We start from the raw sequence: 22,413 nt of genomic DNA, 5'->3' as shown, positions 1-22,413 counted from the left end.
CAAAGCTTGTTATGATTCTATCAATCGTTGTAGCATAAGTGCGAACAAATCGTCGGCGGCTGTTGTGCGTCGCGTCATATTTCCGGATGTCTTATGCCAGAAGCCCCATTGCAGTCTTCATCGGTCGTCGCGCTGCGCGGCACACCGCTCGTTCATCCGGTGCGCAATCCCGGCATGCCGTTCGACGCCTCGTGGCTCGACGGCTTGCGCGTCAATCAGTCGGCGGTGGAGCGGCGCACCGCCACGCTCGGCACGCGCCGCAGCGTCAAGAAAGATGCGCAGGCCGCCTGGCTGCTGAAAGCCATTACCTGCATCGACCTCACCACGCTCAATGGCGACGACACGGAAGGCCGGGTGCGCCGGCTTTGCGCAAAGGCACGCCAACCGGTGCGCACCGATCTGCTCGAAGCGCTCGGCATCGCGCCGCAAGGCATCACGACGGGCGCGGTGTGTGTCTATCACCGCTTCGTCGCGGCGGCCGTCGATGCACTGCACGGCAGCGGCATTCCGGTCGCGGCGGTATCCACGGGTTTTCCCGCAGGGCTGATTCCACATCCGCTGAAGCTGAAAGAGATCGAAGCCTCGGTCGCAGACGGCGCGCAGGAAATCGACATTGTCGTTACGCGTGAATATGTGCTGACCGGCAACTGGCAGGCGCTCTACGACGAAGTGCGCGACTTCCGCGCGGCCTGCGGTCCGGCGCATCTGAAAACCATCCTCGCCACCGGCGATATCCGCACGCTCTCGAACGTGGCGCGCGCCTCGATGGTCTGCATGATGGCCGGCGCCGACTTCATCAAGACATCCACCGGCAAGGAGGGCGTCAATGCGACGCTGGACGTTTCGCTCGTGATGGTGCGCATGATTCGCGAATACCAGGAGCGCACCGGCGTGCTCATCGGCTTCAAGCCGGCGGGCGGCGTGTCGAGTGCGAAGTCGGTGCTGTCGTACCAGATCCTGATGAAAGAAGAACTCGGCCGCGCGTGGCTCGAACCCGAACTCTTCCGGATCGGTGCGTCGAGCCTGCTGGCCGATATCGAACGCCAGCTCGAACATTACGTGAGCGGCCGTTACTCCGCTTTCAACCGTCACCCCGTAGCCTGAACAGAAGACCGATCCCATGAGCGTAGCCGAGTATTTTTCATCGATGGAGTACGGTCCCGCACCCGAGGACGATCAACCCGCGCGCGCCTGGCTGGCGCAGCACGAGGAGCGCTTCGGGCATTTCATCGGCGGTGCGTGGCATGCGCCCGCGGCCGGCGAACGCTTTGCGTCGCATGCGCCCGCAACGGGCGAGCGGCTCGCGGATATCGCCCAGGGCGATGCTGCCGATATCGACGCCGCGGTGACCGCCGCGCGTGCCGCGCAGCCCGGCTGGTTCTCATTGGGCGGGGCGGGGCGGGCGCGGCATCTGTATGCGCTCGCGCGCATGGTTCAACGCCATAGCCGGCTCTTCGCCGTGCTCGAAGCGCTCGACAACGGCAAGCCGATCCGCGAGACGCGCGATATCGACGTGCCGCTCGTCGCGCGGCACTTCCTGCATCACGCGGGTTGGGCGCAGTTGCAGGAGAGTGAGTTTGCCGATTACGCGCCGCTCGGCGTGGTCGGTCAGATCGTGCCGTGGAATTTCCCGTTGCTGATGCTCGCGTGGAAGATCGCGCCGGCTATTGCCACGGGCAACTGCGTCGTGCTGAAGCCGGCCGAATACACGCCGCTCACCGCGTTGCTGTTCGCCGAACTCGCGCATCGCGCGGGTTTGCCGGCCGGCGTGCTGAACGTGGTCACCGGCGATGGACGCACCGGCGCGGCGTTGGTCGAGCATCCGCAGGTCGACAAGATCGCCTTCACCGGTTCGACGGAAGTCGGCCGGCTGATCCGCTCGGCCACGGCCGGTTCCGGCAAATCGCTAACGCTCGAACTCGGCGGCAAGTCACCCTTCATCGTGTTCGACGACGCGGATCTGGACGGCGCGGTGGAAGGCGTGGTCGACGCGATCTGGTTCAACCAGGGGCAGGTCTGCTGCGCGGGTTCGCGGCTGCTCGTGCAGGAAGGTGTCGAGGCGCGGTTTATCGCGAAACTGAAGCGGCGCATGGCGACGCTGCGCGTGGGCACCTCGCTCGACAAGAGCATCGACCTCGGCGCGATCGTCGATCCGGTACAACTCCAACGTATTCAGTCGCTGGTGGAAACCGGCCGGCGCGAAGGCTGCTCGGTCTGGCAGTCTCCTGAGACGACGCTGCCGAGCGGCGGCTGCTTCTATCCGCCGACGCTCGTGACCGGCGTGGCGCCGGCTTCCACGCTGGCGCAAGAAGAAATCTTCGGCCCGGTGCTGGTGACGATGAGCTTTCGCACCCCTGATGAAGCCATTGCGCTCGCCAACAACTCGCGTTACGGACTCGCTGCGAGCGTGTGGAGCGAGACTATCGGCCGCGCGCTCGATGTTGCGCCGCGTCTTGCATGCGGCGTCGTCTGGATCAATGCGACCAACCTGTTCGACGCGGCGGTCGGCTTCGGCGGCTATCGCGAATCGGGCTACGGCCGCGAAGGCGGGCGTGAGGGCATCTACGAATATCTGAAACCGCGGGCGTGGCTCAATCTTGCGGAGCGCCACACGGCGCGCAGCGCGAGCGGCAACACGGCCACGCTCGATCCGTTGTCCAACGTAACGTCGATTGACCGCACCGCGAAGCTCTTTATCGGCGGCAAGCAGGCGCGGCCGGACAGCGGCTATTCGCTGCCGGTTCACGCGCCGGATGGCACGCCTGTCGGCGAGGTGGCGGCGGGCAATCGCAAGGACATCCGTAACGCGGTCGAAGCGGCCCGCGCGGCGCAGAAGTGGTCGCAGGCAAGCACGCATAACCGTGCGCAGGTGCTGTTCTATCTGGCCGAAAACCTGGCCGTGCGTGCGGACGAATTCGTGCGCCAGCTCATGGTGCGAAACGGTGCGGCGGAAGCCGCGGCGCGCGCCGAAGTGGACGCCTCGGTGCAGCGTTTGTTCACGTACGCGGCGTGGGCCGACAAGTTCGACGGCGCCGTGCACACGCCGCCGCTGCGCGGTGTGGCGCTGGCCATGCATGAGCCGCTCGGCGTGATCGGCATCGCCTGTCCGGACGAAGCGCCGCTGCTCGGCTTCGTTTCGCTGGCCGCGCCGGCGCTGGCTATGGGCAATCGTGTGGTGGTGTTGCCGAGCGAGGCGTCGCCGCTCACGATCACCGACTTTTACCAGGTGGCCGAAACCTCGGACGTGCCCGGCGGCGTGCTGAACATCGTCACTGGCGAACACGGCGCGCTGCTGCCGGCGCTCGCAAAACACGACGACGTGGACGCAGTCTGGTGCTTCGGCAGCGCGGCGGATTCGACGCTGGTCGAACGCGAATCGGTCGGCAATCTGAAGCGGACGTTTGTCGATCACGGCCGCCAGTTCGACTGGTTCGACCGTTCGAGCGAAGGCCGGCCGTTCCTGCGCCAGGCGGTGCAGGTCAAGAACATCTGGATACCGTACGGCGATTGATGGACAACTGATGGGCGATTGATTGGCCACTGTACGGGACGTCTGAAAGACACGCACGCCAACCAGAAAATGGAGGAGACAACGTGCCGAAGAATCTGGATCTGCAGTTCAATGCCGAGGTGCCGTGCGCACTTCACGCATCGATGAACCTTCCCTTGAACCCGGCTGTTCAGGATCAGGGGGAACGCGCATGAACATGTCTACGCAACCAGGCGAAAAGGGACGCGTCGTCATTCTCGGCATCTACGTCACCGATCTGACGTTTCGCGCCGGTCGCATGCCGCAGATCGGCGAGACCATCGCGGGCTCGGCATTCGCGATGGGGCCGGGCGGCAAGGGCTCGAATCAGGCGGTGGCGGCCGCGCGCGCCGGCGCCGACGTGGTGTTCTGCACCCGCATCGGCAACGACGCGTTCGGCGCGATTGCGCGCGCCACGTGGGCCGCTGAAGGCATCACGGCGCGCGCCTCGGTGATCGAAGGCGTCTCGACGGGCGCGGCGCATATTTTCGTCGACGACAACAGCGGCATGAACGCGATCATCGTCGCCTCCGGCGCGGCTGGGACGATGGGGCCGGCGGACGTCGACGCAATCGAAGCCGACATCGCCGCCGCGCGGGTTTTCGTCACGCAACTCGAACAGCCGCTCGAGGCCGCGCGCCGCGGGCTCGAAGTGGCGCGCCGGCACGGCGTCATCACTGTGTTCAATCCGGCGCCGGCCTTGCCGCTCGACGACGGCATCTTCCCGCTGTGCGACTACATCACCCCGAATGAAACCGAAGCGACCGCGCTCACCGGCGTACCGATCGCGAACGCCGACGACGCCCGCCGCGCCGCCGACGTGCTGCTCGCCAAAGGCGTCGGCACGGTCATCGTCACGCTGGGCGAGGGCGGCGCGCTGCTGCATTCGGCGACGCAATCGGTTCTCGTGCCCGCTTATCACTGCGGCCGCGTGGTGGAAACCGCGGGCGCCGGCGACGGCTTCACGGGCGGCTTCGCGGCCGCGCTCGCACGCGGCGACGACGCCATGACCGCGTTGCGTTTCGGCTGCGCGCTCGCGGGCATTTCCGTGACACGTCCGGGCACGGCGCCTTCCATGCCGACGCTCGACGAAGTGAACCAGGTTCTGAAGCAGCCGAACCAGCCGGCGGGCGTGTCCCAGCCGTCCTGACCGATTGCGAAGCTTGAAGGAGGGTGTCATCACCATGAAGTCTTCGTTCACCGCTGGAAAACTGTTCGGCGACCGGCAACTGAATTTTCTGCTGATCGTCAACGTGCTCGTCGTGCTGGTCGCGACGTGGCTCTCGCATGGCCAGTTCGTCGATATCGACAATCTGCAGTCGATGGGCGGCCAGTTGCCCGAACTCGGCCTGCTCGCGCTCGGCATCATGCTTTCGATGGTGTCGGGCAACGGCGGGATCGATCTGTCCGGTGTCGGGCTCGCCAATCTGTCGGGCATGGTCGCGGCACTGCTCGTGCCGCGCTTCGTCAACGGCGACGATTCGCCCGCGCTCTACACGTCGCTCTTCTGCGTGATCGTGGTGGCAATGGGCTTGCTCGGCGGGCTGCTGAACGGCGTGGTGATCGCGCGCCTCAGACTCACGCCGATTCTCTGCACGCTCGGCACGCAGTTGCTGTTCACCGGTTTCGCGGTGGTGCTCAGCAACGGCGCTTCGGTGCATGTCGATTACGTGGACCCGTTGTCGAATATCGGTAACGGTACGGTGTTTCAGGTGCCGATCGCGTTCTGCATCTTTATCGCAGCCGTGATCGTGCTGGGGTGGCTGCTCAAACGCAGTCCATTCGGCCTGCGCCTCTATCTGATGGGCACCAATCCGAAGGCGGCGTTCTATGCCGGCATTCCGCGGGCGCGGATGCTGATCACGACGTATGCCATGTGCGGCGTGCTCGCTTCGCTGGCCGGCTTGATCAGTGCGACGCATACGTCCAGCGCGAAATGGGACTACGGCAACTCTTATCTGCTGATCGCGATCCTGATCGCCGTGATGGGCGGCGTGAATCCGGCGGGCGGGCATGGCCGCATCATCTGCGTGTTTTTTGCCGCGACGGTGCTGCAGTTTCTCTCCAGCCTGTTCAATCTGATGGGCGTGTCGCAGTTTTTCGGCGATTGCGCGTGGGGCTTTCTGTTGCTGCTGTCGCTTGCGTTCGCGGGCGGTGAACGGGTGCGCGCGATTTTCGGTTTCGGCGGCGGGACGGGCGGCAGTCGTTCGGGCGCGGCGCCTAAAAGTTAGCAGGCACGCGGCAAGGTTTTAGTACACGGCGGACAACGAGCCCTGGCTGTCCGTGACGATGAAATGGGCGACATCGAACCAAAAAGGAGACATCGCATGAAATTGACTCGACTGGGTGCCGCGCTCGCAGCAGGCGCGCTGACGGTGGGCGTGATCGCCGCCGCGCAGGCCGCCACGAACGAAACGATCGTCACGGTCGTCAAGGTGACCGGCATCAACTGGTTCAACCGCATGGACGACGGCGTCAAGCAGTTCGCGAAAGACAATCCCGGCGTCACCGCGTATCAGACCGGCCCCGGCCGCGCGGACGCGGCGCAGCAACTGAAGATCATCGAAGACCTGATCGCCAAGAAGGTCACCGCGATTGCCGTGGTGCCCTACGATCCGCCGACGCTCGAACCGGCGCTCAAGAAGGCGATGGATCGCGGCATCAAGGTCGTCACGCATGAGGCCGACAACGCGAAGAACACGATGGTGGATATCGAAGCATTCGACAACACCGCCTATGGCGCCGGCCTGAACGAACGGCTCGCCTCGTGCATGCACGACGACGGCAAGTGGGCCGTGCTGGTCGGCTCGCTCGGCAGCCGCTCCCAGGTGCAATGGGCGGACGGCGGCATCGGCAACGCCAAGGCCAAATATCCGAAGATGAACCTCGTCGAGCCGAAGCTGGAAACCAACAACGACGGCGAACGCGCCTATGAAGTCGCGAAAGAAGTGCTGCGCAAGCATCCGGACCTGAAGGGCTTCCAGGGCTCGTCGTCGCTCGATGTGATCGGCATTGGCCGCGCTGTCGAAGAGGCCGGCATGCAGGGCAAGATCTGCGTGTACGGCACGGGTCTGCCGACTGAAGCCGGCAAGTTCCTCGAAAGCGGCGCCATCAACGGCATCGCGTTCTGGGATCCGAAGCTCGCGGGCATTGCGATGAACAAGATCGCGCAAATGCTGATCGACGGCAAGACGGTGGAGAACGGCGCCGACCTCGGCATTCCCGGTTACACGAAGGTCACGGTCGCGAAAGGGCCGGGCAAGGGCATCATCGTGCGCGGGCAGGGCTGGGTGAACGTCGACAAGACGAACTACAAGCAGTATCCATTCTGATCTTCCGCCGCTTACGGTTTTTGTTTCATGTTGTTTCATGTGCCATGGCGTCCCCACGGGGACGCCTTAACTTGCGACTCGCCACCATGAATCAGGACGCAATTTCACCGGTTTCACCGAGTTCACCGCAGTCCGAAGCGTCGCAGCCGTTTCTGCAGGTTGTCGGCGTGCACAAGCGCTTCACCGGCGTGCATGCGTTGCGCGGCGTGAGTCTGTCATTCGAGCGCGGCCAGATCTATCACCTGCTCGGCGAAAACGGTTGTGGCAAGAGCACGCTCATCAAGATCATCTCCGGCGCGCAGCCGCCCGACGAAGGCGAGCTCGTGATCGAAGGCGTGCGGCATGCGCGGCTCTCCGCGCTCGAATCGCTCGCCGCGGGCATCGAAACCGTTTATCAGGATCTCTCGCTGCTGCCCAACATGAACGTGGCCGAAAACGTCGCGCTCACGTCCGAGCTGGCCACGCACGCGGGCAAGCTTGCCCGCACCTTCGACCGGCGCGAACTGGCGCGCACGGCCGCGCGCGCGCTCGAATCGGTCGGCCTGCCCGGCAACGCGGAGTTCCAGGCGACGCTGATCGAGCAATTGCCGCTCGCCACGCGGCAACTCGTGGCGATTGCCCGCGCGATTGCCAGCGAGGCGAAGTTCGTCATCATGGACGAGCCCACCACTTCGCTCACGCAGAAGGAGGTCGACAATCTGATTGCCGTGCTCGCCAATCTGCGCGCTCAGGGTGTCACCGTGCTGTTCGTGAGCCACAAGCTCGACGAGTGCTACGCGATCGGCGGCGAAGTAATCGTGCTGCGCGACGGACAGAAAATGGCGCAAGGACCGATCGCGCAATTCACCAAAGCGCAGATCAGCGAACTGATGACCGGCAGGCATCTGTCGAACGAACGCTATCGCGAGGGTGCATGCGAGCAGAACGTCGTGCTCGATGTGCGTGGTTATACGCGCGCCGGCCAGTTCAGCGATGTGTCGTTCGCGCTGCACGGCGGCGAGATTCTGGGCATTACGGGGCTGCTCGATTCGGGGCGCAACGAACTCGCGCGCGCGCTTGCCGGTGTCGCGCCCGCGCAATCCGGGCAGGTGATGCTCGACGGCAAGGCCGTTTCCTTGCGTACACCCTCGGACGCGAAGGAGCACCGCATCGGCTATGTGCCGGAAGACCGCCTGAATGAGGGGCTTTTTCTCGACAAGTCGATTCGCGACAACGTGATCACCGCGATGATCTCCAGTTTGCGCGACCGCTTCGGCCAGGTGGATCGCAGCCGCGCACAGGCACTCGCCGAGCAGACGGTGAAGGATTTGCAGATCGCCACGCCCGGTGTCGACAAACCCGTGCAATCGCTTTCGGGCGGCAACCAGCAGCGCGTGCTGATTGGCCGCTGGCTCGCGATCGACCCGCGCGTGCTGATTCTGCATGGACCGACGGTGGGCGTGGACGTAGGCTCGAAGGACATCATTTACCGCATCATGCAGCGCCTGTCGCAACGCGGCATCGGCATCATTCTGATCAGCGACGACTTGCCCGAACTGCTGCAGAACTGCGACCGCATTCTGATGATGAAGAAAGGGCGCGTGGCCGGCGAATACCAGGCCGCCACGTTGAGCGAAGCCGATCTGTATCACGCGCTGCTTTCGGAAGCCGCATAAAGGACGTATCCACTCATGAACTCGCGCATCGATTCGCGCCTGAACCAGACCATGACCACCCCGACCATCGTCGAAGTCGCTCCCGAGGTCAAGCCGCCGGGCTTGCGGGCCAGGCTCGCGCGCAATCCCGAATGGTTTACCGTCGCGTTGATCGCGGTGACGTGCCTGATTGTCGGCGCGATCAATCCGCGATTTTTCCAGCTCGCGACGCTATTCGACCTGTTGCACTCGGCCACCACGATGTCGCTTTTTGCGCTGGGCACGCTCGTGGTGCTGGCGTCCGGCGGGATCGACGTATCGTTCACCGCGATCGCCGCGCTGACGATGTACGGCATCACCAAGGCCGTGTTCGCCTGGTGGCCGGATGCGCCGTTCGCGCTGATTCTGCTGACGGGTGCGCTCGGCGGCGTCGTGCTCGGGGTTATCAACGGGCTGCTGGTGCATCGGCTGAAGGCGCCTTCGCTGATCGTGACGATCGGCACGCAGTATCTGTATCGCGGGTTGCTGCTGACGTTTATCGGCACGACGTTCTTCATGAACATTCCGCACAGCATGGATCGTTTCGGCCGCATTCCGCTGTTTTTCTATCACACCGCCGACGGCTTGCGCGCCGTTCTGCCGGTGTCGGTGGTGGCGCTGGTGGCGGCGGCGGTGCTCACCTGGTGGCTGTTGAACCGCACGATGATGGGGCGCGGCGTCTATGCAATGGGCGGCAGCCTGGCCATCGCCGAGCGGCTCGGCTACAACCTGCGCGCGATCCATCTGTTCGTGTTCGGCTATACGGGCATGCTCGCCGGCATTGCGGGCATTCTGCACGTCTCGAACAACCGGCTCGCGAATCCATTCGATCTGGTGGGCTCGGAGCTCGATGTGATCGCCGCGGTGATTCTGGGCGGCGCGCGCATTACGGGCGGCACGGGCACGGTGGCCGGCACATTGCTCGGCGTGGCGCTGGTCACGCTGATCAATAGCGTGCTGATTCTGGTGGGTGTGCCGAGCACCTGGCAGAAGGTGATTATCGGCGCGTTCATTCTGATTGCGGGCACGCTGTTCGCGTTGCAGCGCAAGAGTTGAAGACACAACGCACGGCTTCTGCATTGCGGGGTTGCGGGCCGTGCGTGATGCAGCAGGCGGCAAGCGAGGCCGCAAGCACGCTTACCGGCGCTTGCGGAACTGCTGGCCTTTCTCCGTAATGATGGAGTCGAAGTCGTCGACTTGCGAGAAACGCACCGCTTTGACCACGCCGAACTTGCTCTGGTCCACAACCAGATGCCGTTCTACCGCGCTCGCCATCGCCGCCTGCTTCAGCGCGACTTCATGAAAATTCCAGCACGTCACACCGCGCGCGGTGTCCACGCCGCCCGCGGAAATGAACGCCTTGTTGATTCCCATGCGGCGCAGCATCTCCAGACTTTCTTCGCCTGCGAACGAATCCGACGAGGGCACGTACACGCCGCCGAGCAGAATCATTCGCACATTCGGTTTGCGCCGCAGAATCTCGGCGACATTCAACGAATAGCACACCACCGTGACATGCCGTTCGACCGGAATCAACCGGGCCAGCGTGGTGAGCGTGGTGCCGCAATCGATGAACAGCGTTTCGTTGTCGCCGATGAGTCCCGCCGCGACCGCCGACGCTTCGGCCTTCGCCTGCGCGAAGTGGTCTTTTTCTTCTTCGAGTGAATAGCCGGCGTTATTGGGTACGTCGGTCGCGCTGACGATATAGCCGCCGAGATACGTGAATCGTTCGGGGCTGCCTGCAATGTCGCGCCGGACAGTCATTTCCGAAACGCCGAGCAGGCCGGCGGCGTCGCGCAGGCGCATCACGTTTTGCCTGGTCAACGCTTCGGCAAGGGCGCGGAGGCGGTCGGGTTTCAGCATGGAGATCCTGGCGCGCAGTGTGTGGATGGGCGTTATGTTTTGTTCGATTTGATGAAAGAATTATAACAAGAGGTGGTGCGCGCGGCGAGCGCGATATGAGTCGTATGGTCGGGCGGGTGACACACGTATGCCGATTCTGGCGCTGACTAGAACCGGTAACCAATGCCGCCGAGAATCACGTCCGTGTCGCGGCTATAGCGTGTGACCACACGGTTCCACGTTACGCGCGCTGCCCAGTGTCGCGTGACCCGATACGAAGCCGATACCGAAACGAGGCCGGACAGTATGCCGTCGCCCGTGTCGCGATTGTCGTTCGAATTGCCGTGGTGAATGGCGGCATACGCGCCGGCACCGATACCGAGTGTCAGGCGGTCGTCAAAAAAGGCCCGCGTGAGCCAGAGTTGCGCGGTGGCGCCGTCGCGCCGCGCGGTCAGGCCGTTGCCTTCATGCAGATAGCCCAGCGTCGCGTCGAGATAGTTGGTCAGCCCGCGCCTGTATTCGATCGCTTCCGCCGCCGATGTTTGCGACTCGAGGCTGTTCAGAATGGTTGTGCCGGCCATGAGGGTCACTTCGTTGTTCGTGACTTTTTGCGTGCGCGGCAGCGCAAAATCACGCGGGCCGGGAGTCTCGGGTGCGTCCAGTTGATAGCCGATGCCGAGCATGACCGCCGTGGTCGACGGTCCGTTCGTCACCCGTACGTGATTGAGTTGCAGATTGGCTGTCCAGCGCTGGGACGAATACCACGTGGCGCGCGCACTGTAGACAACGCCCCAGCCATGCGTATTCGAATAGCCTTTGCCTTCTTCCGCCGCTTCGGTGTCGAAATAACGATAGGGGCCGACGCCGAGTGCGACCACGAAACGCCGTTGTGCAAGGGGTAGCCGGCCCCACACCTGGACGAGTTGGCCATCGCGGTGATGATCGGGAATATGTCCTTCATTGAGCCAGGTAATGCTGCCCGCAAGGTACGGGCCGAACCCTTCCGTATAGTCCATCGACCACGCGTAGGAATGCGTGTGTTCGCCGGTCAACGGTCCCGTGTATAGCGCGAATTCCTGGGCTGATGTGGGGCAGGCCCACAGACATATCGCTCCGGCGGCAACGGCGAGAGTCCAGTTAACTTTCATCGTTACATGAGATCTTCGGTCATGACGGAAAGCGCGCCAGACTGACGATTCTGCATTCTGGCGGCTGTTTGCGGCCATTGTGGCAGGATTTCGCGGAAAACGACCCGCCTGGGACGAGCGGGTTTATTTCTCCAGGTTACGGCTGCTGACTAACTACTCTGCGCCCCCCGATGGCATCCCGGCAGCCGGCACGGCCGCTCCCACCTGCTGATAAACCGCCGCCTCAAAACCAATGAGCGTTTCGACGACCGGCATGTCGAAGAACGGGAGCATCTGGGTCATCAGCACACCGCCTATGTCTCTCGACCGGTCAAACCAATAGTACGAATTGAAGATGCCGGCCCAATCGGCAGAGCCACGGCTGCGCATGCCAGGCAGGTCGGCGAGCGTGAGGTGAAAGCCCAACCCCCAGCCCTGCGGCATCGGCATGGCGGGCACCTCGTTGGAAAGTTCCGGCACCGTGGGCTTCGCCGGGTCGGGAAGCGTGATCGAGCCGAGATGGTCCCTCAGTGCCATTTCGACGGTCGACGGTTGAAGGATACCGGCGCCATCATCGAGCCATGCCTGCAGGAAACGGCCGTAATCCTGCACCGTACCGTAAGAGCCGTGACCGGCGGCGTCCCATTCGGAGGTGGGAGACAGATCGGTTTTCGACGGCGCGAGCGTGCCGTCGGCCTGACGTTGCATCACGCGTAACAGGCGGCAGCGCTGCTCCGGATTCGGCGCGAACGTCGAGTCCTTCATTCCCAGCGGCCCATAAACATGCTGCTTGACGTAGCTGTCCAGACTTTGACCCGACAGCTTCTCGACGATCAGCCCTAGCCAGTCGCTGTTGGTTCCGTATTCCCATGCCGTACCGGGGTCGTTGACGAGCGGCACCGACAGACTGCGCTTCAGTCCGGTGAGAGGATGAGGCTCTCCGGTCAATTCGTGGTAGCGCTTCAACTTCTCGCTGAGGAAGAAGTAGCCGAGGCCGGCCGTGTGCGTCATCAACTGACGCACGGTGGCCTTGCTGACGGGCGGGCGCAAACGCGGCTGATTGCCGTCGAAGCCGTCGAGCACCTGCAATTGACCGAACGCGGGAAGTATCGATTCGACGGTCGCATCGAGGCTGAGGAGCCCTTGTTCCACCAACTGCAACGCCGCCGTCGTGGCGACGGCTTTCGTCATCGAGGCGTTGCGGAACAGGGTGTGTGGGCTCGCCTCGCCGGCGGCATGATGGAACAGGATGCCGTGGCGATTGACGACGACCGCCGCAATGCCATGAATAGCGCCTTTCGAAACCGCATTGTCCAGTAGCGCCGTGATAACCGAACCGTCGAAATTCATGCGTGGCTCCTTCGTTCGAGATTGGGAATTCGCTTGCGATTTCGTCGCTGTAACGGATGGCATATCGCATCAGGAAGTGCGATTTAACGATTTTCGCGTGGCCACGTTGGATGCGTCACAGTTCACCTGCTGCATAGGATAACGCGTACGAAGGAGTCCGGTACGCGAGGTGAATGCAAGTGAGCCGTCCATTGTCGGCCGCTCCTTGCGCCGATGATCGGAAATGACCATCTCACGCGATTGGACAGATTTTCTGGACAATCCATCCAGGGGGCGGCAGCTTATTTCGCGCCGGATGCTGCGTAGACTTGAATTCCCCGAACATTGAGGACATTCCCATGGCAGACCATTCCATCAAGGGCAAGGTTGTGCTCATAGCCGGTGGCGCGAAAAACCTGGGCGGCCTGATAGCCCATGATCTCGCTGCGCAGGGCGCCAAGGCTATTGCAATTCACTACAACAGTGCCGCGAGTCAGGCGCAAGCCGATGCCACGGTCGAAGCAATCCGCTCCGCGGGCGCCGAAGCGGTGGCGTTTCAGGCGGACCTGACCCGCGCCGGCGCGGTCGAGAAACTGTTCGCCGACGCGGTGGCCGCGATCGGCAAGCCTGACATTGCCATCAACACGGTCGGCAAGGTGCTGAAAAAACCCTTCGTCGAGATCAGCGAGGCCGAGTATGACGAGATGACCGCGGTCAATTCGAAGACTGCCTTCTTCTTTCTCAAGGAAGCGGGCAAGCACGTCAACGACAACGGCAAGATCGTCACGCTCGTCACGTCTCTGCTCGGTGCGTTCACGCCGTTCTACGCCGCGTATGCCGGCACCAAGGCGCCTGTCGAGCATTACACGCGCGCGGCCGCCAAGGAATATGGCACGCGCGGCATTTCGGTCACCGCTGTAGGCCCGGGACCGATGGACACGCCTTTTTTCTATCCTGCCGAAGGCGAAGACGCGGTCGCTTATCATAAGAGCGCTGCGGCGCTATCATCGTTTTCCAAAACGGGCCTGACCGACATTCAGGACGTGGTGCCGTTTATTCGTCATCTGGTCAGTGACGGATGGTGGATTACCGGCCAGACTATCCTCATCAACGGGGGCTATACGACGAAGTGATGGTGCTTGCGCGGCCGGCGGCATGCCGCCGGCCGGCCCGACAACCGCCGCCATGCGGCGCCTGCGACGAAGCACAAAAGTCGAAAGCGGCACATCAAGGTCATAACGTTCAATGGATAAACTTGATCAATACCGTGTCTTCATCCAGGTTGCCGATATGGGCAGCTTCATCAAAGCCGCGCACGCGCTGGAATTGCCGCGTGCGTCGGTGTCGGCGGCCGTCCAGCAACTGGAGGCGAGCGTCGGCGTGCGGCTACTGCATCGCACCACACGCCGCGTGCAACTCACGGCGGATGGTGCGCAATTGCGGGAACGAATCCGGGCGCTGCTGACCGACGTAGATGAGATCGATCAGTTATTTCAGGTCAGGCAGCGACAGGTCTCCGGTCAGTTGAAGGTTGACATGCCCAGCCGTATTGCTCGCCGTCTGGTCGTGCCGGCGTTGCCGGGTTTGCTGCGCAACCACCCGGCATTGCGGCTGGCGTTGAACTCGACCGATCGCGCCGTCGATCTCGTGCAGGAGGGCGTGGACTGCGCCGTTCGCGTGGGCACGCTGTACGACAGCAATCTGGTCGCACATTCGTTGGGCAACATCGCCATGATCAACTGCGCGAGTCCAGGCTATCTGCGCGAACATGGCGCGCCCGAACGCCCCGACGATCTGCTCGACGGGCATCTGTGCGTCGGATATGCATCTCCGACGACGGGCCGCGAGTTGCCGTGGGACTACCTCGCTGCCGGTCGCGAGGCGCAGATTTCAGTGGCCAGCCGGGTGATTGTCAATAACGCGGAGAATTACATTTCCTGCTGCTGCGAAGGGATTGGACTGATTCAGATTCCGCGTTTCGACGTGCAGCATCTGTTGAGCGCCGGTACATTGGTGGAAGTCATGCCCGAATTCAGGGCGGCGCCAATGGCGGTTTCGGCGCTTTATCCGCATAGGAGACAACGGTCGCGCCGGCTCGTGGCTTTCATCGAATGGTTCAAAGCGTTGATGCAGCCGCACTTCGAGCCGTGATAAAGCCGTTCGTCACGAACGACTCCAGTACGTCCTCCCCCGCGACCGGTCTGCCGAAGAAGTATCCCTGCATGACGGTGCAGCCCAATCCCAGCAGGACGTTAACCTGCGATGCGGTTTCGACGCCCTCTACGACGCAAGTGAGACCGAGGTTCTTGCTCAGGTCCACAATGCTCTTCACGACAGCGCGTGCCGCCGGATCGTCCACGATGTCCGCAATGAAACTGCGGTCGACCTTGAGCTTGTCGATCGGAAGCCGGTGAACATAGCTCAGGCTGGAGTATCCGGTACCGAAGTCGTCGAGAGAAACTTCCGCTCCGAGCTTTTTCAGGGCGCCGAGAGTTTCGCACGCACTCGAAACATTCTTGATGAGCGCCGTTTCAGTGACTTCGAAATTGATCCGTTCAGGGGCCACGCCGCTTGCTAGCGCGGTGCGGATCACACCGTCGATTGCCTCGGGGGAACTGACGTCGCGGGCCGAAAGATTAAACGCTATGCGCGTCTGCGGTGGCCACGCGGCCGCTGCCTCCAGTGCTTTGCGCAGCAAAACATGCGTCATTGAATGAATCATGTCGGTTTTCTCGGCCACTGCGAGAAAGTCCACCGGAGATATCGTGCCGAGTGAAGGACTCGTCCATCGCGCGAGTGCTTCAAAAGCCACTATTCCTTTGGAAGAGACATCGAAAATGGGTTGGAAGAAGACTGAAATCTCGCGCTCGAAGTCCGCCAGTTTCAGTGCCTGTTCGATTTCATTGCACCGCCTGATCTGCGTTTCGTGCTCACGGGAAAATATCGCCGTCGCGCCGCGGCGATGATTTTTCGCAAAAGACAACGCATAGTCCGCCCGCTCGGACAGCTCTATCGCTGTGGTGCCCGCCTCGGGGAAAACCGCGACGCCGAGCGATGCAGTCAAACGCGCAGTGACGTCCGTCAATTCATAGGGCCGCTGCAGCGTAGCGCAAATCGCGGCGCCCAGATCACATAGCCTCGCCTGACTGACGTCGCCGCTAAACAGGAGCCCGAATTCATCGCCACCTACGCGGGCGGCAATCAGACTGGGCGACGAAAGCGATGTCAGACGGCGCCCGACCTCTTCGAGCAACCGGTCACCGAAATGGTGGCCGTAGAGGTCGTTTATCGGTTTGAATCCGTCGAGGTCAACGACACCGACCGCGATACCCTGGCCGGTTGCACCGCCTGCCGTAAGCAGCTTATCGAGGTCGGAAAAAAAACGGCGGCGATTGGGGAGCCCTGTCAGCCCGTCGAGATTGGCGAGCCGGAGGTTTTCCACGCTGAGACGCTCGGTCTCCGCCTGCTTGATTAAAAGTTTGCGCTGCGATTCCACGAGATCCGCGAAATCGCGGTAATAAATCAGCAAGATGACAATCATCACGGCGGAAACGAGCACCATGTTGATCGAGATGGCGATCAGCACGGCATGTTGGCTCATCAGGAAGAACACGGCGAAAGGCGCGACCACGATGCATGTCATCAGTAGCGCGGCGGCGCGCATATGCATCAGGCAGAAGATGCAGCCGATCACCGTGATCGACATATAGAACGCCACATGGCATTGGGCATAGGCGTCGCCATAGGGAAACAGTAAAAGGCCCCAGACGGTGAAGGCGGCACCGAACCCAGCCGTGAGCCGCAAGGTAGTCCGCAGGCGGTGGGCGATTACATCGTCGGGCAGTTCAGTTTTGCGGGCTCTCAGCCACAGTACGACTCGCGCGGCGCAGGCCACGCAAAGGGCAAGCGGCAAATAAACCGCGAGCCAGCGCGGTGCTACCCGGAAATGAGTGAAGACTACCGCCGCCGTGTTGACGACAAGAAGCACATATAAAAGCGGAACCTGGCGCGAAAATGCTTTGTACTGGGACCGTCTTAATTCCGCGCTGGCAGGGGCGGCGATGATCGACTGGATCGCCTGAACGACCGCCCACGGCTTATCTTCCAGTAATTTTTTCATGTGCGTTCCCGTATCAACCGGCGATACAGCTAGCTCAATACCCGGTGTGAAGCTCCTGGCAGCATGAGGCTTGTCGACTTCGCTTCGACCGGTTCGCATCCAGATTCGACGCGGGACGGCCCGGATTGCATTTTGACGCAGCGATCTCCCATTTTCGCACTCCGGTGCGTTCATGGGGTCCGCGCAGGAAACATGCCTACAATTTCTTGACGAACTGCCTACTGGACCGGGTTGGCCTGTCTCCGGCAGGGCGACGGCCCTGACTCCATGGAAAATGCTTGACCAATTATATTGGATCCAAGATATTGTCTGCGAACCCGGCTCGGGTCATTCCTGTTGATACCCAGAGGGGATCCGTGAATCGCAAAACGGAACATGCAGGCTCTGACTTGACGCTTCCTGATTCGCGGATCGCTGCCGTTGGTCACTACCGCGCTGTTGCGTGATTGGGGTGGGGCGCTCATCGCGATCCGTATCGCTATCTGCACGCGCCTGCTGACAACCGATCCGATTGATTTCCCATCCATACACTCAGTATGACGAATTAATTAAAAAAGGAGATTCACGATGAAGAAGCAGCTTCTCGGCATGACCGCATTGATGGCGGCGACGCTATCGTGCCATGCACAAAGTTCGGTGACACTTTATGGCGCCCTGGACGATGGCCTGACCTTCACCAACAATCAGGGTGGTCATCACAACTACCAGGCGTCGAACGGCGCTCTGGGCAGCAGCAAGTGGGGCTTCCTGATCAACGAGGATCTGGGCGGCGGCTACAGTGCGATTGCGCGCCTCGAAAACGGGTTTGACATCAATACCGGCAAATTCAATAACGGCGGACGCCTGTTCGGCCGGCAATCCTACGTGGGTTTGGGCTCGCCATACGGGACGCTGCTGATGGGGCGTCAATATGATCTCGTCCTCGATTCGCTGCTGCCGCTCTCGGCGTCGAGCCGCTTTGGCGGCATTCTGGCCGCGCACGCCGGGGACGTGGACAACGTCTGGGGCGACTACTCTCTGAGCAACTCGATCAAGTATCTTTCGCCGACTTACGCCGGTTTCAAGCTGTCCGCTCTGTTCAGCCTCGGTGGCGTGGCCGGCGACTTTTCCAACGGCAAGAAAGAGTCGGTCAGCCTCGTCTATACGAACAGCGCGTTAAGCGCGAGCGCGGTGTTCTCGCGAATCAATAACCCGGCTACATCGATTTACGACGCGACTGCCAATCCCGTCGCGGGAACGACGTTCGCCAATCCGATCACGAATCCGACCTTTAGCGGCTACACATCGGCGCACACGTTGCAGGTTGCCGGCGCGGGCGTCAATTACCGCATCGGTGCCGCATTGCTGGGTTTCACCTACACCAATACCCGTTTCGAGGACGTGGTTCGGACTTCGTCGACGCCGTTTTCGGGGACGGCGACGTTCAACAATTTCGAAGCACTCGCCACGTACAACGTCACGCCGGCGTTGCTCTTCGGTGCGTCGTACGACTACACGAAGGCGGAATCCGCAAAATACGGGCAACTCAATCTGGGTACCCAGTATTCGCTCTCCAAACGAACGCTCGTCTATGCGACCACCTCGTGGGAGCACGCAACGGGGACCGACTCCACAGGCAAACAGGCGGTGGCCGCACTTTCTTTCCTGACGCCTTCTTCGACCGGAAATCAGGTCGCCGTGCGGGTGGGTGTACGCCACAGCTTCTGACGCGACTGGCTGCCACCGTTCCTTCCGGCCTCCGCCACAGTCGGATAGTACTCAATTAAAAAGGGTAAACCCTGATCAAAAATAGGCCGTCAGGGAAATTCTTCGTTGACACCGTATTTTGGATACAGGATATTGGTATCATAGATGCGGGATGTGGTCGAACGCCGCTTCCGCGTCACTTCTCTCCCACTGGAGGCTTACATGTCACCGATCGCAGCACGGCTTGAGCGCTTGCCGTTCTCCCGCTTCCATTTCAAGCTGCTCATCATGGGCGGACTTGGCTTCATGTTCGAAGCCATCGATGCGGCAATCATCGCCTTCATCCTGCCGGTGGTCCGTACGAAATGGCATCTGACCAGCTTCGAGACCGGCCTGCTCGGCAGCAGTACCTATGTCGGCTTTCTGGTCGGCGCACTTTTTGCCGGGTTGCTCGGCGACCGGTTCGGCCGTCGCGTCGTGATGATGTGGGCACTGACGTTCTTCTGCGTGCTGACGTTCGTGAACGCGTTTGTGAATGACTGGCACACGTTCGCGTTGTTGCGCGCGATTGCCGGCATTGGCATGGGCGCTGAAGGGGCGATCATTGCGCCGTTCCTCGTCGAATTCGTTAGCAATCGCTATCGTGGTGCCTTTACCGGTGCGCTCGCCGGCTTCTTCTCGTTCGGTTTCGTCGCGGCCGCGCTGATCGGCTACTTTGTCATTCCGCTGAACCCGGAAGGCTGGCGTATTGCGCTGGTGATCGTTTCGCTGCCGGTGATCGTTCTGCTCTGGTGGCGGCGCTCGCTTCACGAGTCGCCCCGCTGGCTGGAAACACGTGGGCGCCACGAAGAGGCTGCTGCGGTAGTAACGGACATCGAGCGGCAAATCGAGCGCTCGGGGGTGACGCTTCCGCCCGTCGTGCCCGTCGCGGGCGACGCGACGCTTCACGAATATTCGGGTTCGTTCTTCGGCAATCTGAAGCTTCTGTGGAAGCCGCCTCTCGCGAAAACGACGCTGATGACGTGGTGCCTCTGGCTCTCGGTGACTTTCTGCTCATACGCGTTCTTCGTCTGGATTCCCGGCCTGCTCGTGCAGCACGGCATGACGATTACAAAGAGCTTCTCCGTTTCGATCGCGATTTATCTCGCGCAGATTCCGGGTTACTACTCGTCGGCCTATTTCTGCGAAAAGCTCGGGCGCAAAACGACGATCGTCACCTACATGGGACTCGCCTGTGCTTCGGGAATCTGGCTTGCGTTTGCCGGTAGTGACCTGACAATCGTGCTTGCGTCGATCGCCATGTCGTTCTCGATGAACGGTGTCAACGCCGGCGAATACGCTTACACGCCCGAAGTGTTCCCCACGCATCTGCGTGCCACGGGTATGGGCACGGCGTCAGCGTTTGGCCGTATAGGTGCGATCTGTTCGCCAATGCTCGTGGGCTACATTTATCCGATCTGGGGGTTTGCCGGCGTATTCGGTATGACGACCGTCATCCTGCTTGTTGGTGCGCTTGCGGTGCTCATACTGGGTGTGTCCACCAGCGGAAAAACGCTGGAACAAATCACGGCGGACGAGTACAGCCTCACCGATGATCTGTCGGGCGCTTCCCTGAAAACGGCCAAATAGTTCACGGAGCCACCATGTCGAATAGTAATCCGAACGCTATGCTGCCCGCGCTGGCGAGCGTCGCTGGCGCATTGCAGGAAGGACAGCCGGCGGAGGTCGTTTGGGAAACGATCGAGCAGGCACTGACCCAGGTTTATGGCCAGCGCCTGTTCACGGTACTCGCGTATGACGAACAGTCCAGCCGGCTTGGGCGTCTGCATAGCAACCGGCCTGACATCAATCCGGTCGGCGGCTTCAAACGCGTGACTCAGAGCAGATGGGCGGATCACGTGCTGCACCGGGGCGAAATGTTCATTGGTTCGACCCGTGAAGATATCAAGGCAGTGTTCTCCGAGTACGAAGTGTTGTGGTCGATTGGTTGCGAGAGCGTTCTCAACATACCGGTGCGCAAGAACGGCGTGACGATCGGCACCATGAACCTGCTGGCCGGCGCGGGTCAGTACGACGACGTGGACGTGCGTCTGGCACTCGTATTTGCCCAGCTCGCCGTGGTGCCTCTCGAAGCCAGCCTTGACCGGTTGCGCGAGCTCGGCGAGCCGGATCATATGGAGCAGGTGTAAGAGCCCGGGTGGGACGGGTAGATGTTTCCGCCTCGTGTCATTGTTTAAAAGTTATCTGGCAGCGCGGCCTGGCGACGGTAAGCGTGATGGACAACTGCGCCGCCAGGTCAAAGACCGACGACTTCATCAAGATCGTCTGCACATGTAAGAAGGGGCAATGGAAGCCACTCGCGGTGTCTGGGTCGAAGTCATTCCCGGCCTGCCGCGGGCGTCCGATGGATAGCCCACGACGATTCAATCTTGAAGAACTGGAAATGCAAATTAACACTCATGCCTCGCGAGCGACACCTGACGTTGTGGTTATCGGCGGTGGCATCGTGGGTCTAGCCTGCGCGTGGTCGGTATTGAAAGACGGCGCCACCGTGGCAATAGTCGATCAGGATTTCGAAGGAGATCGCACGTCGCACGGAAATGCGGGCGGAATTGCGGTGACTGAAAGCACGCCGCTTTCGGTGCATGGACTGTTTTTCAAGGCAGCAAAGTGGCTATTCGATCCGCTCGGTCCGCTTTCGTTGGACTGGAAGCATGTTCCGGCCGCATTGCCCTGGTTCATCGAGTTCCAGAGAGTGAGCAACAAGGATCGGTTCCGTTCCATTTCCCACGCCCTCGCGAAAATCAATAATCGCGTGTATGACGACCTCGTGCCGATGTTCGAGGATATCGGCGCGATGAAAACTTTCTATCGCCGCGGTGCGCTGACCGTCTACGAAACCGATGAAGCGTTCAAGGCCGACGCCGCCGAATGGGCGTTCAAGCGGGAATTGGGCGTGCGCTGGAAGACGATGAGCGCCGCTGAAGTTCGCGATTGCGAGCCTTCGCTCGCGCCCGTTTTCAAACACGGCGTGTTTCTTGAAGACTGGTCGCATATTGGCGATCCGAAGCAACTCGTCACTCAATTGCGCAATCGTGTTCGCGAGCTTGGTGCGCAGTTCGTTATCGGCCGCGTGGCTGCGCTCGACCCTTCCAATGCTTTATTGCCCGCAGCGGTACTTGAGAACGGTGAGCGGGTGAGCGGCCGGCGCCTTGTCGTTGCCACGGGTGCATGGTCTGCCGGCCTGGCGAATTCCGTTGGCGATCGCGTGCTGCTCGACAGCGAGCGTGGCTACAACACCACATTGCCCGAGCATGGAATCAGCCTTTCGCGCGAAGTGATCTTTGCCGAGCGCAAGTTCGTGGCCACGCCACTCGACATCGGTTTGCGTATTGGCGGCGCGGCCGAGTTTGCCGGACTGAAAGCGCCGCCGAACTATCAGCGCAGCGACGCGCTTCTCACGCTCGGCAAGCGATTCCTGCCCGGCATCAACGATCAGGGCGCGCTCAGGTGGATGGGACACCGTCCGGCCACGCCCGATTCGCTGCCCGTTATCGGCCGCTCGCCCCGCGTGCCTTCCATTATTTATGCGTTTGGTCACGGGCATCTTGGCCTGACGCAATGTGCGACTACCGGCGCGCTTGTTGCCGATCTGCTTGCCAATCGCACGCCCGGAATCTCTCTCGACGATTACTCGATAGGACGGTTCAGAAAATAGCGAGGCCCCCGCGACCTCGATTTAAACCGCGGGACTGCCCGCTTGTGTTTCAATTTT

General features: G+C 61.5%; 17 protein-coding genes. 13 read left to right on the top strand and 4 right to left on the bottom strand.

Annotation, left to right across the window (positions count from 1 at the left end):
- Positions 1–93 precede the first annotated feature (93 nt).
- The 7 genes from deoC to PDMSB3_RS28060 all read left to right on the top strand — a co-directional run bounded on the left by deoC (position 94) and on the right by PDMSB3_RS28060 (position 9,590).
- Positions 94–1,104, top strand: a complete 1,011-nt coding sequence (gene deoC, locus PDMSB3_RS28090) for a deoxyribose-phosphate aldolase (RefSeq protein WP_007177298.1) — start codon at positions 94–96, stop codon at positions 1,102–1,104.
- Positions 1,105–1,120: 16 nt separating this feature from the next.
- Entirely contained in the window at positions 1,121–3,511 is a 2,391-nt protein-coding gene (locus PDMSB3_RS28085) for an aldehyde dehydrogenase family protein (protein WP_007177297.1), read from the top strand.
- Positions 3,512–3,707: 196 nt separating this feature from the next.
- On the top strand, positions 3,708–4,679 hold the full coding sequence (gene rbsK, locus PDMSB3_RS28080; RefSeq protein ID WP_165188401.1) for a ribokinase: 972 nt from the start codon (positions 3,708–3,710) through the stop codon (positions 4,677–4,679).
- Between the two features lie 34 nt (positions 4,680–4,713).
- Entirely contained in the window at positions 4,714–5,760 is a 1,047-nt protein-coding gene (locus PDMSB3_RS28075) for an ABC transporter permease (protein WP_007177295.1), read from the top strand.
- A gap of 96 nt (positions 5,761–5,856) precedes the next feature.
- Complete coding sequence (locus PDMSB3_RS28070; protein ID WP_007177294.1) at positions 5,857–6,861, top strand: autoinducer 2 ABC transporter substrate-binding protein; 1,005 nt, start codon at positions 5,857–5,859, stop codon at positions 6,859–6,861.
- Between the two features lie 86 nt (positions 6,862–6,947).
- Positions 6,948–8,516 carry a sugar ABC transporter ATP-binding protein gene (locus PDMSB3_RS28065; protein ID WP_051058917.1) on the top strand — a complete coding sequence of 523 codons (1,569 nt, stop codon included), beginning with the start codon at positions 6,948–6,950 and terminating at the stop codon, positions 8,514–8,516.
- A 15-nt stretch (positions 8,517–8,531) separates the two neighbouring features.
- Complete coding sequence (locus PDMSB3_RS28060; protein ID WP_007177292.1) at positions 8,532–9,590, top strand: ABC transporter permease; 1,059 nt, start codon at positions 8,532–8,534, stop codon at positions 9,588–9,590.
- A gap of 81 nt (positions 9,591–9,671) precedes the next feature.
- On the opposite strand, the gene PDMSB3_RS28055 is transcribed toward PDMSB3_RS28060, so the two are convergent.
- From PDMSB3_RS28055 to PDMSB3_RS28045, 3 genes are all read right to left on the bottom strand, one after another.
- On the bottom strand, positions 9,672–10,397 hold the full coding sequence (locus PDMSB3_RS28055; RefSeq protein WP_007177291.1) for a DeoR/GlpR family DNA-binding transcription regulator: 726 nt from the start codon (positions 10,395–10,397) through the stop codon (positions 9,672–9,674).
- 146 nt (positions 10,398–10,543) lie between these two features.
- The gene (locus PDMSB3_RS28050; protein ID WP_007177290.1) at positions 10,544–11,524 is read right to left on the bottom strand and encodes a hypothetical protein; all 981 of its coding nucleotides are present in this window, start codon (positions 11,522–11,524) and stop codon (positions 10,544–10,546) included.
- A 153-nt stretch (positions 11,525–11,677) separates the two neighbouring features.
- A complete protein-coding gene (locus tag PDMSB3_RS28045; RefSeq protein ID WP_007177289.1) occupies positions 11,678–12,853 on the bottom strand; it encodes a serine hydrolase domain-containing protein in 1,176 nt (391 codons plus the stop codon).
- A 338-nt stretch (positions 12,854–13,191) separates the two neighbouring features.
- Between PDMSB3_RS28045 and PDMSB3_RS28040 the strand changes: the two genes are divergently transcribed.
- Both PDMSB3_RS28040 and PDMSB3_RS28035 read left to right on the top strand, forming a co-directional pair.
- A complete protein-coding gene (locus PDMSB3_RS28040) occupies positions 13,192–13,965 on the top strand; it encodes an SDR family oxidoreductase (RefSeq protein ID WP_007177287.1) in 774 nt (257 codons plus the stop codon).
- A 112-nt stretch (positions 13,966–14,077) separates the two neighbouring features.
- A complete protein-coding gene (locus PDMSB3_RS28035; protein WP_007177286.1) occupies positions 14,078–14,983 on the top strand; it encodes a LysR family transcriptional regulator in 906 nt (301 codons plus the stop codon).
- Here PDMSB3_RS28035 and PDMSB3_RS28030 read toward each other — a convergent pair.
- Positions 14,949–16,952, bottom strand: a complete 2,004-nt coding sequence (locus PDMSB3_RS28030) for a putative bifunctional diguanylate cyclase/phosphodiesterase (RefSeq protein WP_007177285.1) — start codon at positions 16,950–16,952, stop codon at positions 14,949–14,951. The genes PDMSB3_RS28035 and PDMSB3_RS28030 overlap by 35 nt on opposite strands.
- 567 nt (positions 16,953–17,519) lie before the next feature.
- Between PDMSB3_RS28030 and PDMSB3_RS28025 the strand changes: the two genes are divergently transcribed.
- The 4 genes from PDMSB3_RS28025 to PDMSB3_RS28010 all read left to right on the top strand — a co-directional run bounded on the left by PDMSB3_RS28025 (position 17,520) and on the right by PDMSB3_RS28010 (position 22,356).
- Positions 17,520–18,659, top strand: a complete 1,140-nt coding sequence (locus PDMSB3_RS28025; RefSeq protein WP_007177284.1) for a porin — start codon at positions 17,520–17,522, stop codon at positions 18,657–18,659.
- Between the two features lie 201 nt (positions 18,660–18,860).
- Positions 18,861–20,267 (top strand): MFS transporter, encoded by a 1,407-nt coding sequence (locus PDMSB3_RS28020; RefSeq protein ID WP_007177283.1) that lies wholly within the window; start codon positions 18,861–18,863, stop codon positions 20,265–20,267.
- Between the two features lie 14 nt (positions 20,268–20,281).
- Complete coding sequence (locus PDMSB3_RS28015) at positions 20,282–20,827, top strand: GAF domain-containing protein (protein WP_165188399.1); 546 nt, start codon at positions 20,282–20,284, stop codon at positions 20,825–20,827.
- A 260-nt stretch (positions 20,828–21,087) separates the two neighbouring features.
- Positions 21,088–22,356 (top strand): NAD(P)/FAD-dependent oxidoreductase, encoded by a 1,269-nt coding sequence (locus tag PDMSB3_RS28010; protein WP_407670654.1) that lies wholly within the window; start codon positions 21,088–21,090, stop codon positions 22,354–22,356.
- Positions 22,357–22,413: the final 57 nt, after the last annotated feature.

The sequence above is a fragment of the Paraburkholderia dioscoreae genome (assembly GCF_902459535.1).
In the GTDB taxonomy this organism is placed as follows: domain Bacteria; phylum Pseudomonadota; class Gammaproteobacteria; order Burkholderiales; family Burkholderiaceae; genus Paraburkholderia; species Paraburkholderia dioscoreae.
The sequence above is the reverse complement of the archived record's forward strand: the minus strand, read 5'-3'. Positions and strand labels throughout refer to the sequence as shown.

Excerpts from the sequence above, each read along its gene's own strand:
- PDMSB3_RS28040 (WP_007177287.1), top strand. The coding sequence starts at position 13,192 with ATGGCAGACCATTCCATCAAGGGCAAGGTTGTGCTCATAGCCGGTGGC.
- PDMSB3_RS28015 (WP_165188399.1), top strand. The coding sequence starts at position 20,282 with ATGTCGAATAGTAATCCGAACGCTATGCTGCCCGCGCTGGCGAGCGTC.
- deoC (WP_007177298.1), top strand. The coding sequence starts at position 94 with ATGCCAGAAGCCCCATTGCAGTCTTCATCGGTCGTCGCGCTGCGCGGC.
- rbsK (WP_165188401.1), top strand. The coding sequence starts at position 3,708 with ATGTCTACGCAACCAGGCGAAAAGGGACGCGTCGTCATTCTCGGCATC.
- PDMSB3_RS28045 (WP_007177289.1), bottom strand. The coding sequence starts at position 12,853 with ATGAATTTCGACGGTTCGGTTATCACGGCGCTACTGGACAATGCGGTT.
- PDMSB3_RS28025 (WP_007177284.1), top strand. The coding sequence starts at position 17,520 with ATGAAGAAGCAGCTTCTCGGCATGACCGCATTGATGGCGGCGACGCTA.
- PDMSB3_RS28030 (WP_007177285.1), bottom strand. The coding sequence starts at position 16,952 with ATGAAAAAATTACTGGAAGATAAGCCGTGGGCGGTCGTTCAGGCGATC.
- PDMSB3_RS28050 (WP_007177290.1), bottom strand. The coding sequence starts at position 11,524 with ATGAAAGTTAACTGGACTCTCGCCGTTGCCGCCGGAGCGATATGTCTG.
- PDMSB3_RS28055 (WP_007177291.1), bottom strand. The coding sequence starts at position 10,397 with ATGCTGAAACCCGACCGCCTCCGCGCCCTTGCCGAAGCGTTGACCAGG.
- PDMSB3_RS28035 (WP_007177286.1), top strand. The coding sequence starts at position 14,078 with ATGGATAAACTTGATCAATACCGTGTCTTCATCCAGGTTGCCGATATG.
- PDMSB3_RS28075 (WP_007177295.1), top strand. The coding sequence starts at position 4,714 with ATGAAGTCTTCGTTCACCGCTGGAAAACTGTTCGGCGACCGGCAACTG.
- PDMSB3_RS28085 (WP_007177297.1), top strand. The coding sequence starts at position 1,121 with ATGAGCGTAGCCGAGTATTTTTCATCGATGGAGTACGGTCCCGCACCC.
- PDMSB3_RS28060 (WP_007177292.1), top strand. The coding sequence starts at position 8,532 with ATGAACTCGCGCATCGATTCGCGCCTGAACCAGACCATGACCACCCCG.
- PDMSB3_RS28020 (WP_007177283.1), top strand. The coding sequence starts at position 18,861 with ATGTCACCGATCGCAGCACGGCTTGAGCGCTTGCCGTTCTCCCGCTTC.
- PDMSB3_RS28070 (WP_007177294.1), top strand. The coding sequence starts at position 5,857 with ATGAAATTGACTCGACTGGGTGCCGCGCTCGCAGCAGGCGCGCTGACG.
- PDMSB3_RS28065 (WP_051058917.1), top strand. The coding sequence starts at position 6,948 with ATGAATCAGGACGCAATTTCACCGGTTTCACCGAGTTCACCGCAGTCC.